The 13,619-nt window shown below is 69.9% G+C and carries 13 protein-coding genes; 5 read left to right on the top strand and 8 right to left on the bottom strand.

The features are described from left to right. Window positions 1–74 precede the first annotated feature (74 nt). A complete protein-coding gene (locus tag ABIC51_RS17945) occupies window positions 75–1,061 on the top strand; it encodes an ABC transporter substrate-binding protein (RefSeq protein WP_354006575.1) in 987 nt (328 codons plus the stop codon). A gap of 29 nt (window positions 1,062–1,090) precedes the next feature. Here the strand turns inward: ABIC51_RS17945 and ABIC51_RS17940 are convergent, their stop codons facing one another. Continuing rightward, complete coding sequence (locus ABIC51_RS17940; protein WP_354006574.1) at window positions 1,091–1,465, bottom strand: phage protein NinX family protein; 375 nt, start codon at window positions 1,463–1,465, stop codon at window positions 1,091–1,093. Window positions 1,466–1,780: 315 nt separating this feature from the next. On the opposite strand from ABIC51_RS17940, the gene ABIC51_RS17935 reads away from it, so the two are divergent. The 4 genes from ABIC51_RS17935 (at window position 1,781) to ABIC51_RS17920 (ending at window position 6,758) form a co-directional block, all read left to right on the top strand. Then, window positions 1,781–2,878 (top strand): glycosyltransferase family 2 protein, encoded by a 1,098-nt coding sequence (locus ABIC51_RS17935; protein WP_060373036.1) that lies wholly within the window; start codon window positions 1,781–1,783, stop codon window positions 2,876–2,878. A 6-nt stretch (window positions 2,879–2,884) separates the two neighbouring features. Continuing rightward, window positions 2,885–4,147 carry a glycosyltransferase family 87 protein gene (locus ABIC51_RS17930; protein ID WP_027791216.1) on the top strand — a complete coding sequence of 421 codons (1,263 nt, stop codon included), beginning with the start codon at window positions 2,885–2,887 and terminating at the stop codon, window positions 4,145–4,147. A 262-nt stretch (window positions 4,148–4,409) separates the two neighbouring features. Continuing rightward, entirely contained in the window at window positions 4,410–5,489 is a 1,080-nt protein-coding gene (locus ABIC51_RS17925; RefSeq protein WP_146252654.1) for a glycosyltransferase family 2 protein, read from the top strand. A gap of 15 nt (window positions 5,490–5,504) precedes the next feature. Next, window positions 5,505–6,758: a glycosyltransferase family 87 protein gene (locus ABIC51_RS17920; protein ID WP_146252653.1), complete on the top strand. Its 1,254-nt coding sequence runs from the start codon at window positions 5,505–5,507 to the stop codon at window positions 6,756–6,758. Here the strand turns inward: ABIC51_RS17920 and ABIC51_RS17915 are convergent. From ABIC51_RS17915 to ABIC51_RS17885, 7 genes are read right to left on the bottom strand one after another with little or no spacing between them, the layout of a single operon-like run. After that, window positions 6,731–7,771, bottom strand: a complete 1,041-nt coding sequence (locus tag ABIC51_RS17915; RefSeq protein ID WP_146252652.1) for a TadG family pilus assembly protein — start codon at window positions 7,769–7,771, stop codon at window positions 6,731–6,733. The genes ABIC51_RS17920 and ABIC51_RS17915 overlap by 28 nt on opposite strands. Further along, on the bottom strand, window positions 7,764–8,192 hold the full coding sequence (locus ABIC51_RS17910) for a TadE/TadG family type IV pilus assembly protein (protein ID WP_021162502.1): 429 nt from the start codon (window positions 8,190–8,192) through the stop codon (window positions 7,764–7,766). Before ABIC51_RS17910 ends, ABIC51_RS17915 begins: the two co-directional genes overlap by 8 nt. Next, entirely contained in the window at window positions 8,189–9,058 is an 870-nt protein-coding gene (locus tag ABIC51_RS17905; RefSeq protein WP_354006573.1) for a tetratricopeptide repeat protein, read from the bottom strand. Before ABIC51_RS17905 ends, ABIC51_RS17910 begins: the two co-directional genes overlap by 4 nt. Next, on the bottom strand, window positions 9,055–9,999 hold the full coding sequence (locus tag ABIC51_RS17900; protein ID WP_027791211.1) for a type II secretion system F family protein: 945 nt from the start codon (window positions 9,997–9,999) through the stop codon (window positions 9,055–9,057). The genes ABIC51_RS17905 and ABIC51_RS17900 overlap by 4 nt, the downstream gene beginning before the upstream one ends. Then, window positions 9,996–10,973: a type II secretion system F family protein gene (locus ABIC51_RS17895; protein WP_174394376.1), complete on the bottom strand. Its 978-nt coding sequence runs from the start codon at window positions 10,971–10,973 to the stop codon at window positions 9,996–9,998. The genes ABIC51_RS17900 and ABIC51_RS17895 overlap by 4 nt, the downstream gene beginning before the upstream one ends. Further along, window positions 10,970–12,388, bottom strand: coding sequence for a TadA family conjugal transfer-associated ATPase (locus tag ABIC51_RS17890; RefSeq protein ID WP_226128843.1), 1,419 nt, complete (start codon window positions 12,386–12,388; stop codon window positions 10,970–10,972). The genes ABIC51_RS17895 and ABIC51_RS17890 overlap by 4 nt, the downstream gene beginning before the upstream one ends. Next, a complete protein-coding gene (locus ABIC51_RS17885; protein WP_059694221.1) occupies window positions 12,385–13,608 on the bottom strand; it encodes a CpaE/TadZ family protein in 1,224 nt (407 codons plus the stop codon). The genes ABIC51_RS17890 and ABIC51_RS17885 overlap by 4 nt, the downstream gene beginning before the upstream one ends. Between the last annotated feature and the right edge of the window lie 11 nt (window positions 13,609–13,619).

The following is a 13,619-nucleotide window of genomic DNA, read 5'->3' as shown; positions in this document are numbered from 1 at the left end:
CGGCTGGAAACCGATTCCGTAACCTGCCCGGCAACCGCGCCACCTGCGCGCGGGTAACCGAGGACACTCCGCCGATGAACCCAACTTCCGCCCCGGCGCGCCGCCGCGTGCTGCAGCGTCTTGTCGCCCTCGCCGCCGCGCCGCTCGCCGGCGGCGTCGCACTGCCCGCCCGTGCGTCGGGCGCCGACCCGTCGGGCGTCACGCTCGTGCTCGGCGACCAGGCCGGCGGCCTGCGCGCGCTCGCCGAAGCCGCGCGCGTGCTCGACGGCACGCCTTACCGGTTCCGCTGGGCCAACTTCCAGGGTGCCGCGCCGCTGTTCGAGGCGCAGCGCGCGGGGGCGATCGATCTCGCGCCGGCCGGCGACCTGCCCGTGCTGACGGCCGCGCTCGGCGATCCGTCGTTGCGGATCGTCGCGACGCGCGTCGGCTCGGCGACATCGCTCGGCATCGTCGTGCAGCCCGATTCGCCGGTCCGCACCGTCGCCGACCTGAAAGGACAGACCGTCGTCGTGTCGTCCGCGCGCGGCAGCATTTCGCAGTACCAGCTGTACGGCGCGCTGCGCGAACACGGCCTCGCGCCGCGTGACGTCGACGTGCGCTTCGTGCTGCCCGTCGACGCGTTCGCCGCGTTCGAGGCGAAGCGGATCGGCATCTGGGCGACGTTCGACCCGTACTACGGGCATGCGGTACGACGCGGTGCGCGCGTCGTCCGTGACGGCAGCGGCATCAATTCCGGGCTGGCGTTCCTCACGTCGCCGGTCGAAACGTTCGACGATCGCGCGAAGCGCGCGGCGCTCGCGGACGTGCTGGCGCGGCTCGCCCGCGCGGGCCAGTGGGCGCTCGCGCATCCCGCCGACTATGCGACCGTCTATGCGTCGCTCACGCGCCTGCCGCCCGACGCGGCCACCGACATCGCGCGCCGGGCCGCGCTCGCGCAGCGCAGCCTCAGCGGTGCCGACATCGACGTGCTGCAGCGTGTCGCCGACCGCGCGGCGGCCGATGCGATCCTGCCGCGGCGCGTCGACGTCGCCTCGATCGCGATCCGCAACGTGTCCGCCTGAACGATGACGCGCGTGGCGGCGTTCAGCGTTCAGCGCGGCCGCGGCATGTCGAGGTCCGGCACGTCGTCGCCGAACGTGGAGGCGACGAGCGTGCGCATGGCGGCGACCAGCAGCGTCGGCCCCGACTGGTTGAACGTGCAGCGCTCGCCCGCGGCCGGCACGGCCCGGTGCAGCACGGCCCACCACGCGCCACGGCCGCCCTCGCGTTCGAAAGCGGCGAACGGCAGCCGCTCGACGATCGGGCCACCGTCCGTCCACGATGTCGACGGCGCGAACGGAGCCGGCGCCGCGCCCGCCGCGCGAATCGACGTACACCCGGACGCATCGGCGTGCGGGGCGTCATGGCCCTGCGCGACCGCGACCCAGTAGTCCAGCGGCGCGCCTGTCAGATCCCGGACTTGCATGCCCGTCTCCGTCACCGTCGTTTTCGAATCGACATGCCGACCGTTGCATCTGCGGCGGTTGCGGTTCCCGATGGCGCCGAAGCGCCCTGCCATATCGCTGAAATCCCTCCCCCGAGCAAACCCGCGCACGTTGTCACGACCGCGTCACTCGTGCGTACAATGATCCGACCGCTTGCCGCCGCCGTTCACGGCAAACGAATCAGGGCATTACAAACAGAAAACACACAAAACTGCGCCGATCCGGAGCTGTTTCCGGGGGTTCGGCGACATCAGGACCAGACAATGCGGCGCAGACCTGATCTCACGGGGGGACATATGTCCAGGCACACCCGAAAGCCGTTGGTATCGCTCGTCGTACCCTTCCATGACGAGGCGGAAGCGATCGACGCATTCTTTGCGACTGCCCTTCCCATCCTCGAATCGATCGACACCACGCGCTTCGAAATCGTTTGCGTGAACGACGGCAGCCGCGACGACACGCTGGACAGGCTCATCGACATCGCCGCCGGCGACCCGCGCGTGCGCATCGTCGATCTCACCCGGCGCTTCGGCAAGGAAGCCGCGCTCACCGCCGGCATCGACGAAGCCGCCGGCACCGCCGTGATCCTGATCGATGCCGACCTGCAGGATCCGCCCGCTCTGATCCCCGCGATGGTCGAACGCTGGCTCGCCGGCGCCGAGGTCGTCGCCGCGAAGCGCACCGACCGCATGTGCGATCCGCTGATGCAGCGCGTGGCCGCCGCGCTCTACTACCGCGTGCACAACCGCCTCTCCGAAGTCGAAATGCCCGAGAACGTCGGCGATTTCCGGCTGATGGACCGCCAGGTCGTCGACGCGCTGCGTGCGCTGCCCGAGCGGCGGCGTTTCATGAAAGGCCTGTTCGCGTGGGTCGGCTATCGCACCGAGATCATCGAATATACGCGTGCCCCACGCAGCGGCGGCCGCTCGAAATTCTCCGGATGGCGGCGCTGGAACTTCGCGCTCGAAGGCATCACGAGCTTCAGCACCGTGCCGCTGCGCGTATGGACCTACATCGGCCTCGCGTTCGCCGCCCTCTCGTTCATCTACGGCGCCTTCATCGTCATGCGCACGCTGCTGTTCGGCAACCCCGTGCACGGCTACGCGTCGCTCATCTCCGTAATGCTGTTCGTCGGCGGCATCCAGCTGATCGGTATCGGCGTCATCGGCGAATACCTCGGCCGCATCTATCACGAGTCGAAGCAGCGCCCCGTCTATCTCGTCCGGCGCCGTTACCGCGCCGCCGCGCTGGTGGGCCAACATCCGGCGCGGCACGTCGCGCAGCCGGACGCCTCGAAGCTGCTGCCGTTTCCGGTTCGGCGCGTCGCCCCTGCCCGACGACGGCAGACGGCCGCCGTGACCGCGGCAGCAGCACGCAACCTGTCGGTCAAGTAGCGCAGCATGGATATTTCCAGCTCATCGATTCAAGCTGACGAACGCCCTGTCCGCGTCTGGCTGACGCCCGGACGCATCGCGCTTTACAGCGCGGTCATGCTCGCGATCGGCGTGCTGTTCGTGTCGATCATGGTCCGGGTCGGCTTCCACTCGACCGACCCGGGCCTGTTCCGCCCCGGCTCGGGGTTCACGGTGTTCTGGTCCGCGTCCCATCTGATGCGCCATGGCTCGCCGTGGCAGGTCTACGATGTCCCCGCGTTTTCGCGGGCGCTCGCCGACCTGTTCCCGATCACGGCCGGCCATGCGTTCCTGCCGTGGCTGTACCCGCCTTCATATCTGCTCGTGGTGGCACCGTTCTCGCTGCTGCCCTATGCGATCGGCTATCCGCTGTTCATCGCGCTCGGCATCGTGCTGCTGGGCGTGTCGACCTGGCGCGTGTCGGGGCTCGCGGCGACGCCCGGCGCGAAACGTGTCGGCTGGCTCGCGCTGCTCGCATGTCCGGGCGTGCTCGTCACCGCGACGTACGGACAGAACGCGATGCTGACTGCGACGTGCGCCGCGCTCGCCGTGCATTTCGTCGATCGACGGCCGATGCTGGCCGGCTTCTTTATCGGACTCCTGTCGGTCAAGCCGCAACTCGCGTTGCTGTTCCCGTTCGTGCTGATCGCAGCGCGTGCGTGGCGCGCATTCGCGTGGGCCGCGGCCTTTGCGACTGCCTTCACCGCGCTGGGCATCGCGACAGGCGGCATCGAATCGCTCCATCTCTTCATGCAGAACGCGGGCGCGCTGCGTTCGCTGATCATCGAGCATGGCGTTCCGTTCTGGTTTGCGTCGCCGACGCCGTTCGCGGCGTTTCGTCTCGCCGGCCTGTCGCCGGCGCTCGCCTATGTTGGGCAGGCCGGCATCGCCGCGGTTGCGATCGCGGCTGCGTGCTTCGTCTGGCATCGCCACCAGGATGCGCGGATGCGCGTCGCGACACTGTTCATCGCGACGCTCGCCGTGAATCCCTATGTCTGGCACTACGAACTGTCCTGGCTGTGCGTCCCGATCGCGTGCATGATCGCCATCGGCTCGCAGGACGGCTGGCTGCGCGGCGAGCAAGGTTTCGTGGCCATCCTGTGGGCGCTGCCGCTTTACGAGTTTCTGAATCCATGGATGCATCTGCCGCAGATCGGGCCGCTCGTGACGTCGATCGCGTTACTCATGCTGCTGCGGCGTGGACGGTTTGCCAGTCGCGGTACGCGCGCCGCGCTCGTTCGCGCCCCGTGAGCCGATAGCCGCGCACCACGCCGGCACCCTGCCCGTGCCGACTGCTGCGCTCGGCAATCGCGCCCCGGGTCGCGCTCGGGCAGCGTCGACGCCGGCATCCGGCAAGTCAGGCTGGCGCCCGCCCCACCACCACGCCCGCATCAATTCGTGTTACGAATCCCCGATTCCTGCCTACAATGATCAGAACGCCTGTCGTCCGGCCTGCAGCGGACGACGACCTGATCCATACGGCGCAGCACGAGCCGGATCTCTCGGGGGACGTATGTCCGCGCACGCCAGAAGGCCGCTGGTATCGCTCGTCGTACCGTTCCACGACGAGGCGGAAACAATCGACGCATTCTTTGCGACTGCCCTTCCCATCCTCGAATCGGTCGATACGATCCGTTTCGAGATCGTCTGCGTCAACGACGGCAGCCGCGACGACACGCTGGACAGGCTCATCGACATCGCCGCCGGCGACCCGCGCGTGCGCATCGTCGATCTCACCCGGCGCTTCGGCAAGGAAGCCGCGCTCACCGCCGGCATCGACGAAGCCGCCGGCACCGCCGTGATCCTGATCGATGCCGACCTGCAGGATCCGCCCGCCCTGATCCCCGCGATGGTCGAACGCTGGCTCGCCGGCGCCGAGGTCGTCGCCGCGAAACGCACCGACCGCATGTGCGATCCGCTGATGCAGCGCGTGGCCGCCGCGCTCTACTACCGCGTGCACAACCGCCTCTCCGAAGTCGAAATGCCCGAGAACGTCGGCGATTTCCGGCTGATGGACCGCCAGGTCGTCGACGCGCTGCGCGCGCTGCCCGAGCGGCGGCGTTTCATGAAAGGCCTGTTCGCGTGGGTCGGCTATCGCACCGAGATCATCGAATATACGCGTGCCCCACGCAGCGGCGGCCGCTCGAAATTCTCCGGATGGCGGCGCTGGAACTTCGCGCTCGAAGGCATCACCAGCTTCAGCACCGTGCCGCTGCGCGTATGGACCTACATCGGCCTCGCGTTCGCCGCCCTCTCGTTCATCTACGGCGCCTTCATCGTCATGCGCACGCTGCTGTTCGGCAACCCCGTGCACGGCTACGCGTCGCTCATCTCCGTGATGCTGTTCGTCGGCGGCATCCAGTTGATCGGCATCGGCGTGATCGGCGAATACCTTGGCCGCATCTATCACGAGTCGAAGCAGCGCCCCGTCTATCTCGTCCGGCGCCGTTACCGCGCGCAGCGGGACGCCGCCGCGCATCCTGCGTCGAAGCTGCTGCAGTTCCCGCTCAAGCGCACGCACGCGGCCCGCCGCCGGACGCCGCTCCCCGCGACTGCCGCCGGCCACGGCGCGCGCAAAGTCTCCGTCAAGTAACCGCGTACACGCCGCATGGATCTCGCCCGGCAAACGATGCGATCGGCGGACCATCCCGTCCGCGCATGGCTGACTCCGCACCGCGTCGTTGCGTACAGCGCGGTCGCGCTCGCGTGCTACGCGCTGTTCGTCGCGATCTGGGTATCCGTCGTCCGTCATGCGCCGGCCACCGCCTTGTCGCGCCCGGGCCCCGACTACGCGGTGTTCTGGACGGCGTCGTACGTGATGCTGCACGGCTCGCCGTGGCAAGCGTACGATGTGCCGACCTTCTCGCGGCTGGCCGCCGAGCTGTTCCCGCAGTTCCGCCGCGACGACCTCGTCGCGTGGCTGTACCCGCCCACCAACCTGCTGCTCGTGACGCCGCTCGCGCTGCTGCCTTTTGCGATCGGCTATCCGCTGTTCGTCGCGTTCGGTGTCGCCGTGTTCGGTTTCGCCGCATCGCGCGTATCGGGCCTCGGCGCGATCCCCGGCGCAGGGCGCGTCGGCGGGTTCGCGCTGATCGCCGCCCCGTGCGTGTTCGTCACCGGGATGTTCGGGCAAAACGCGTTCCTGACCGCGTCGTGCGCGGCGCTGGCCGTCTGCTGGGCTGACCGCCGGCCGATGTGGGCCGGCCTCTGCATCGGCCTGCTGTCGGCCAAGCCGCAACTGGCGCTGCTGTTCCCGTTCGTGCTGATCGCCACGCGCGCATGGCGCACGATCGCGTGGGCCGCGCTCGCCACCACCGCGTTCGCCGCATTGAGCGTCCTCGTCTGCGGCGTCGAGTCGCTCCATCGGTTCGTCGCCGGCACCGCGCTCGCGCGGTCGCTCCTCCTCGAGCAAGGTGTCGTGTTCTGGCTCGCGTCGCCGGCACCGTTCGCCGCCTTCCGGCTCGCGGGCCTGACGCCCGGGCTCGCGTATGCCGCGCAGGCGTGCATCGCGGCGCTGGCGATCGCAGCCGCCTGCATCGTGTGGACGCGTTCGCGCGACCTCCGCCTGCGTGCCGCCGTGCTGGCGGTCGCGACGCTCGCGGCGAACCCGTACGTGTGGCACTACGAACTCGCGTGGCTCGGCATCGCGATCGCGTGCATGCTGGCGACTGGCTGGCAGGACGGCTGGCTGCGCGGCGAGCAGGCCGCGATCGCGCTCATGTGGCTGCTGCCGATCGTCGAATACCTGAACCCGTGGCTGCAATGGCCGCAGATCGGCCCGGCCGTGACGCTGTTCGCGCTCCTCGTGCTGCTGCGCCGCGCCGGCCCGCGCACTCACAACGCGAGCCGCGGCGGCACGTAGACGCCGTAGTACGGCCCGACGCCGCTCCCGACGCCCGTCATCTTCACGCCGGCGACGAAGTGGCCCTGGATGTACTTGTACGTGCCGCCGAGCGACACGTCGATATGGAACGGCGCGAACGCGACGATCGGCACGGTGGTGCTGGTCGCGGTCTGCGTGACGACCGGCAGCACCACCGTCGCGCCGACCGGCACCGACGTATAGAGCGTCGCCTTCACGCCGGTCGCGAGATTGATGCTGTCGCCGATGTTGAGCGCCGTCGGGTTGCCGGTCGCCATCAGGTTGCCCATCGTCGTCGTGTCGGTCGCGGTCGACTGGAACGAGGTCCACTGCCCGCCCATGCAGAGCAGGCCGTAGACCTGGCCGTTCGTGATCGAGAACTCGTACGGCTGGCCGGTCAGCGGATTGATCAGCGGCTGGTTGGTCGCGGCGTTCCAGTACAGGTTGTACACGCACTGGTCGATCGCAACCGGAAACAGCGCGCCGGCCGCCACCCCGCCCGGCGCCGCCAGCACCGCCACCGCGGTCGCGCTGCCGGAGGCGCCGGGAATCCCGAGCAGCCCGCCGAGCAGCAGCGGAATCGAGCCGCCGTTCACGCCGGGCGCGCGCGACACGGTGACCTGCACCGCCGGCACGTCGTAGGTGCCGGGCGTGATGGTCGTCGGCTGCATCGACGCGGGATTGCGCGTCACGTTCCAGTATCCGGTGGTCACCGTGCCGGTCGACAGCGCCGCACCGGCCGCCGAGTTCCGCGCGATCACGCCGTTCGCCGCCGGCGCGGCCTGCGACCAGTTCACCGCGCCGCCGCTCGGCGACATCATCGCATCGGCCCCCGCGAGCGCGGCCGCATCGGCCGCGTTCTGCAACTGGTTGTTCACCGTGACCACCCACGCGATGTCGATCGCCAGCGCGCCGAACGACAGCAGCGGAATCAGGAACATCAGGAAGAACAACGCGACCGAACCGCGCTGCCGCGCGGGGCCGGCGGGTTGCGTTGCGCGAACGTCATTCATAGAGCATCACCGAAGTCGCCGAGACCGTCACCGGGCCGGTGAGCGCGCTGAACGCGGAACCCAGCACGAGCCCCGTATACGTGTAGGTCACGGTCACCGTCAGCGCGGTGCCCGACGTCGTGCCGTTCGCCTGCGTCACGGTCACCGCCGGGGTGGTCGCGGTGCCGCCGGTGATCAGGCTGTTCTGCATCGCGTTCTGCGCGATGCCCGCGATCTGCGTCGTGGTCAGCATCGGCACGCGCAGCACGACGCCGGCCCGCGCGGCCTCGCGGCTCGCGTTCGTGATGACGGCCTTGTCGCACAGGATCAGGCTCGTGTCGATGATGCCGATCAGCACCATCAGCAGGAACGGCAGCATCAGCACGAATTCGAGAGACACGACGCCGCGCGCGCGGCGGGCGCCGGTCGCCCCGCGTGTCATTTTGCGGCCCCCGCATCCGGCGGCGCGACGCCCGGCTCCAGCGCCGCGCCGGACATCGGCGGCGCGGCGCTGGAGCCGCCGGCACCGCCCCCGCGCGACGCGAGCCGCGCGCGCACCGCCTGGTAGAAACGCAGGTTGTCGGCCACCGCCGACGCGGGCAAATCCGCGGACAGCAGCTTCTTCGCCGAATCGGTATTGCCGAGCACGCCGTACGCGAACGCGAGGTTCTGGCGCGCCTGCCACGGCGCGGACGGCAGCCCGGCGACGTCGAGCAGCACGTTCACGCCCTCGCGCGGCCGGTTGCTCAGCACGAGCGACAACCCGAGATCGACGCGCAGCCCCTGCGCGTCCGGGTGCGCGCGCAGCGCGTCGCGATACACGACCTGCGCATCCGCATGACGCCCCTGCAGGTCGAGCACGGTGCCGAGCCCTTCCGCCGCGAGCGGATGGTTCGGCTGCGCGGCCAGCAGGTCGCGATAGCGCTGCGCGGCTTCGTCGAGACGCCGCTGCCGCAACGCGACGCGCGCGAGCCCGAGCCGCGGGCCGAGCTCCGCGGGCGCCTGCCGCTGCGCCTCGTCGTAGAGAATCCGCGCGCGCTCCAGGTCGCCCGCGCGATAGTTGACGTCGCCGAGCCCCAGGCGCGCCGCGAGCGATTCGGGATGCTTCGCGAGCACCTTCTCGTACAGCGTCGATGCGAGATCGACGTTGCCGCCGGCGAGCGCGCTGTCCGCGATGCGCAGCTCGGCCTGCGGGTCGTCGCTCTTGTGCGACAGCACCGGCCGCGTCTGGATGCCCAGCGCGCAGCCGCCGGCCAGCACCGGCAGCACGGCCGCGAGCGCGAACGCACGTACGACGGATCGTGTCATCTGAATACCTCGAGCAGGCGAATCGCCGCCGGGCCCGCCGCGATCAGGCACACCGTCGGCAGGATGAACAGCATCATCGGCAACGTGATCTTCGGCGCCAGCTTCGCGGCCCGTTCCTCGAGCGCGACGATCTGCTCGGTGCGCTCGGTGCGCGACAGGGTGCGCAGCGCCTGCGTGATCGGCGTGCCGAAGCGCTGCGACTGCGTGAGCGTCGTCGCGAGCGAACGCGCCGACGTGAAATCGACGCGCGTCGCGAAATGCGCGAGCGTCGCGGACACGTCGCCGCTCAGCGTGAGCTCGTCCGCGCACACCGTCAGCTCGTCGGCGAGCGGCGGGCAGATGCGCGACAGTTCGTGCGCGACGCGCCGGATGCCCGACGCGAGGCTGTTGCCGGCCATCGTGCAGATCACCAGCAGGTCGAGCGCGTCCGGAAAGCACGCGGCGATGAGCCGCCGCCGCCGCCGGATCATCGCGCCGAGCACGTATTCCGGCACGATCACGCCGACCACGAACGCGGCGACCATCGCCAGCGCCCGGATCACGAAGTATTCGCCGAAGCGCGGAATCAGCGGGCTGAACACGATCGCGCCGCATGCGAACAGCACGCCGCAGCTCAGCTTGATCCCGATCATCGACGACACCGCGCGGCGCTCGCGAAAGCCCGCGCGCGTCAGCTGCAGGCCGAGCTTCACGCGCTGCATCGGGTCGAGCACCGGCAGCCGTTCGCCCAGCTGCGCGAGCCGGCGCGTCAGGTCCTGGCGAACGCCGCCCGGCTGCAGCCACCCCGTCACGGGTACCGGCGGGTGCTGCCCGGCAGCCTGCCGCACACGCGCGGCGATCCGCTGGCGGGTGCCGCCGCCGGGTCTGCCGAGCGCCGCCGCGACACAGGCGAGCAACAGCAGCAATTCGAAGCCGCGGGCGGCCAGCATCGACATCGTCATCGCGCGGTATCCAGTTTCGAGATCTTGCGGATCACCAGCAGGCCGACCGTCAGCAACCCGGCCGCGATCGTCAGCATCGTGTTCCCCGCGTGCGTCGAGAACAGCAGCATCACGTAGTCGCGGTTCACGAGGAACAGCGCGCCGATCATCACGAACGGCACCGCCGAAATGATGTTCGTCGTGATGCGCCCCTCGGCGGTCAGCGCGCGGGTCTTCAGGCGGATGTCGCGGCGCGTGCGGATGATGCTCGACAGCTCGTCGAGCGTTTCGCCGAGGCTGCCGCCGGTCTCGCGCTGCAGCAGCAGGTAGACGGTGAAGAACGAGAAGTCCGCGATCATCAGCCGGTCCGCCGCCTGCGTCAGCACGTCCTTGAGATCCGCGCCGACGCGCAGGCTGTCGCCCATCGAACGGAACGTCGCGCGCACCGGTTCGGCCGCGCCGTCGCCGACCATGCCGATCGCCTGCGTGACCGGAATCCCCGCGCGCACGGCCCGCACGATCACGTCGATCGCGTCCGGGAACGCTTCGAGAAAGCGCACCCGGAACCGGTCGACCAGCGCGCGGTAGCTGGCGCGCATCGCGACCAGCGGCAACCCGGCATAGATCAGCGGACGCAGGAAGTCCGGCGGCCCGATCAGCTTCACCGCGATGATCGCCGCGATCGCACCGGCGATCGTGCTCGCGACGACGATCCTCACCCCACCCTTGCCGCCGACCGCGCGCACCCGCGTCACGCGGCGTTGCAGCCATGCGCGCAGGCGCCCTTGCCGGCGCTCGAGGTTGAACAGCGCGACGCCGGGCGCGGCGGACGCGTGCCCGGCGTGCCCGGCGAGCGACGGCGACAGCTTGCGCATCCGTGCGCGGATGCGCTGCGCCGGATGATGGCTCGCGCGATCGAACAGCGACGACAGCACGAGCCCGATCGCGAGGATCGTCACGAACCCGCCCACCGCGAACAGGTCGGCGGCCCTCATTGCCGGAAGACCTCCGCGAGCGCATCCTCGACGCCGTAATACGCGGCACGCGCCGCGAATCCCGGCCGCAACGGCGATGCCTCGAACACGCCCTTCACCGCATCGCGCGTCGTGTCGCCTTCCTGGCGGAACACGAACAGGTCCTGCGTGATGACCACCTCGCCTTCCATCCCGACGATCTCGGTGATCCGCGTCACGCGCCGCACCCCGTCGCGCATCCGTTCGATCTGCACGAACAGGTGCACGGCGCTCGCGATCTGGCGGCGGATCGACAGCAGTTGCAGGTTCGCGTTCGCCATCATGACCATGCTCTCGAGCCGGCTGATCGCGTCGCGCGGCGAATTCGCGTGAATCGTCGTCATCGAGCCGTCGTGCCCCGTGTTCATCGCCTGGAGCACGTCGAACGCCTCGGGGCCGCGAATCTCGCCGAGGATGATGCGGTCGGGCCGCATCCGCAGCGCGTTGCGCACGAGATCGCGCTGCGAGATCCCGCCGAGCCCCTCGGTATTTTCCGGGCGCGTCTCGAGGCTCACGACGTGCGGCTGCAGCAACTGCAGCTCGGCGGCATCCTCGATCGTCACGATCCGTTCGTGCTGCTCGATATGCTGCGACAGCGCGTTGAGCAGCGTCGTCTTGCCCGAGCCGGTGCCGCCCGAGATCACGATGTTCAGCCGGCACGCGCACGCGACCTTCAGCACCTGCAGCATCGGATGCGAGATGTTGCCCTGCTGCGCCATCCGCGCGAGCGTGATGTCGCGCTTCGCGAACTTGCGGATCGAGATCGACGGGCCGCGCATCGCGATCGGCGGCAGCACGACGTTCACGCGGCTGCCGTCGGCGAGCCGCGCATCGACCATCGGGCTGCTCTCGTCGACGCGCCGCCCCACCGCCGCCGCGATCCGCTGCGCGACGCTCGCCACGTGCGCGTCGTCGCGGAACTTCAGCGACGTGAGCTCGAGCCGGCCCGCGCGCTCCACGTACACCTGGTCGGGCCCGTTGACGAGGATGTCGGTGACCGTGTCGTCGGCCAGCAGCGGCTCGATCGGCCCGACGCCGAACATGTCGTTCAGGATCGCATCGACGATCAGCACCTGCTCGCCGGCCGTGATCTTCAGGCGCTCGCGCTCGACCGTGTGCGCGGCCACCTGCTCGATGCCCGCGCGCACCTCGTCGCGCGTCTTCATCAGCGCCGCCGACATGTTCATCGACGTGAACACCGCGTGGCGGATCGCATCGAACTTGCTCGACCGGATCAGCGCCTCGTGGGTATCGGCCGCCACGGGGGCCCGGGCCGATGCCGACGCGGGCGCAGGTGCTTCCGCCGGAGCCGGAGCCGGTGCCGGCTCGTGCGCCACGGTGGGCGTCGCGGCCGGCACGGGGTTCGCCGGCGGCCGGTTGCGGGTACCGAACGTCACGATCCCTTCCTCCACTTGACGAGCCGCGCATACCACGGCTCGGCGACGGCCATCGGCTCGCCGGTGATGCCGTTCGCGAGCTGCCGGATCTGGTCCACGAAGCCGTGCCGCTTCGCGCCTTCGATCGGCTCGCCGAGATTCTCGGCGACGGCGAGCGTCTGCGGCTCGTGCGGCAGTTCGTGCAGCGGCGCGCCGCCGAACGCCTCCTCGAAATCGACCGGCTCGACCCGGCCCGCGACGGGCGCGAGCGGGTTGTTCAGCACCATCGACAGCAGCCGCTCGCCGGGCAGTTCCCGCACGAAGCGCACGAGCCGCGCGGCCTCGTATGCGGCATGCACCGAGCGGTCGACCACGACATGGACGAGATCGGACGCGACGAGCGCGTCCTCGAGCAGCTTGCCGGCGCCGCTCCCGACGTCGAACAGCACGTAGTGGAAGCGGTCCTTCAGCATGTCGACCAGGCGCGCGACGGCCTCGTCGCCCACCGGGGTGTCGGCGCCATACGCCAGCTCGGCGGACAGCACGTGCAGCCGGTCGCCCTTCGTGACGAACATGCGCTCGAACAACGCGTCGTCGGGGCGCTGCCCCATGTTCAGCAGTTCGATCAGCCCGTTGTTGCTGGACAGCCCGAACATCGAGTTCGCGCCGCCGCCATGCAGGTTCAGGTCGACATAGGCCACGCGGCGGCGCTTCTCGCCCGCCAGGAAGCGCGCGAGGCTCACCGTGATCGTGGTCGCGCCGACGCCGCCGCGGGCGCCGACGAAGCTGACGACCTTGCCGGTACGCGCCTGGACGACCGACTCCGTGGCCGTCAGCGCGCGCCGCATCAACTCGACGGTCAGCGGCTTGACGATGTAGTCCTGCACGCCGATGCCGAGCAGGTTGCGAAACAGCCCGACGTCGTTCTGCGTACCGATCGCGATGACGCGCACCGACGGGTCGCACACGTCGGCGAGCCGCATCAGGTCCGACACCGGCAGCACCGAATCCGACACGTCGATGACGAGCTGGCGCGGCGAACGCTCGTACTGCTGCAGCAGCCGGATCGCATCGTCGCAGGTGCCCGCCTGCAGATGGGTGCGCGTGATCGACAGCTCCTGCGCGACGCGGCGTATCACGTCCTCGCTGCCCGGATCGGCGACGACCGCGACGAGATCGGCCGCCCCCGCGGACGCGGCGCGCCGGGTGTGCTGGCGATCGAGGAGGTTCATGGGCGGCATCGTGATGGCAT

The organism is Burkholderia sp. 572, from assembly GCF_040545135.1.
In the GTDB taxonomy this organism is placed as follows: domain Bacteria; phylum Pseudomonadota; class Gammaproteobacteria; order Burkholderiales; family Burkholderiaceae; genus Burkholderia; species Burkholderia cepacia.
The sequence above is the reverse complement of the archived record's forward strand: the minus strand, read 5'-3'. Positions and strand labels throughout refer to the sequence as shown.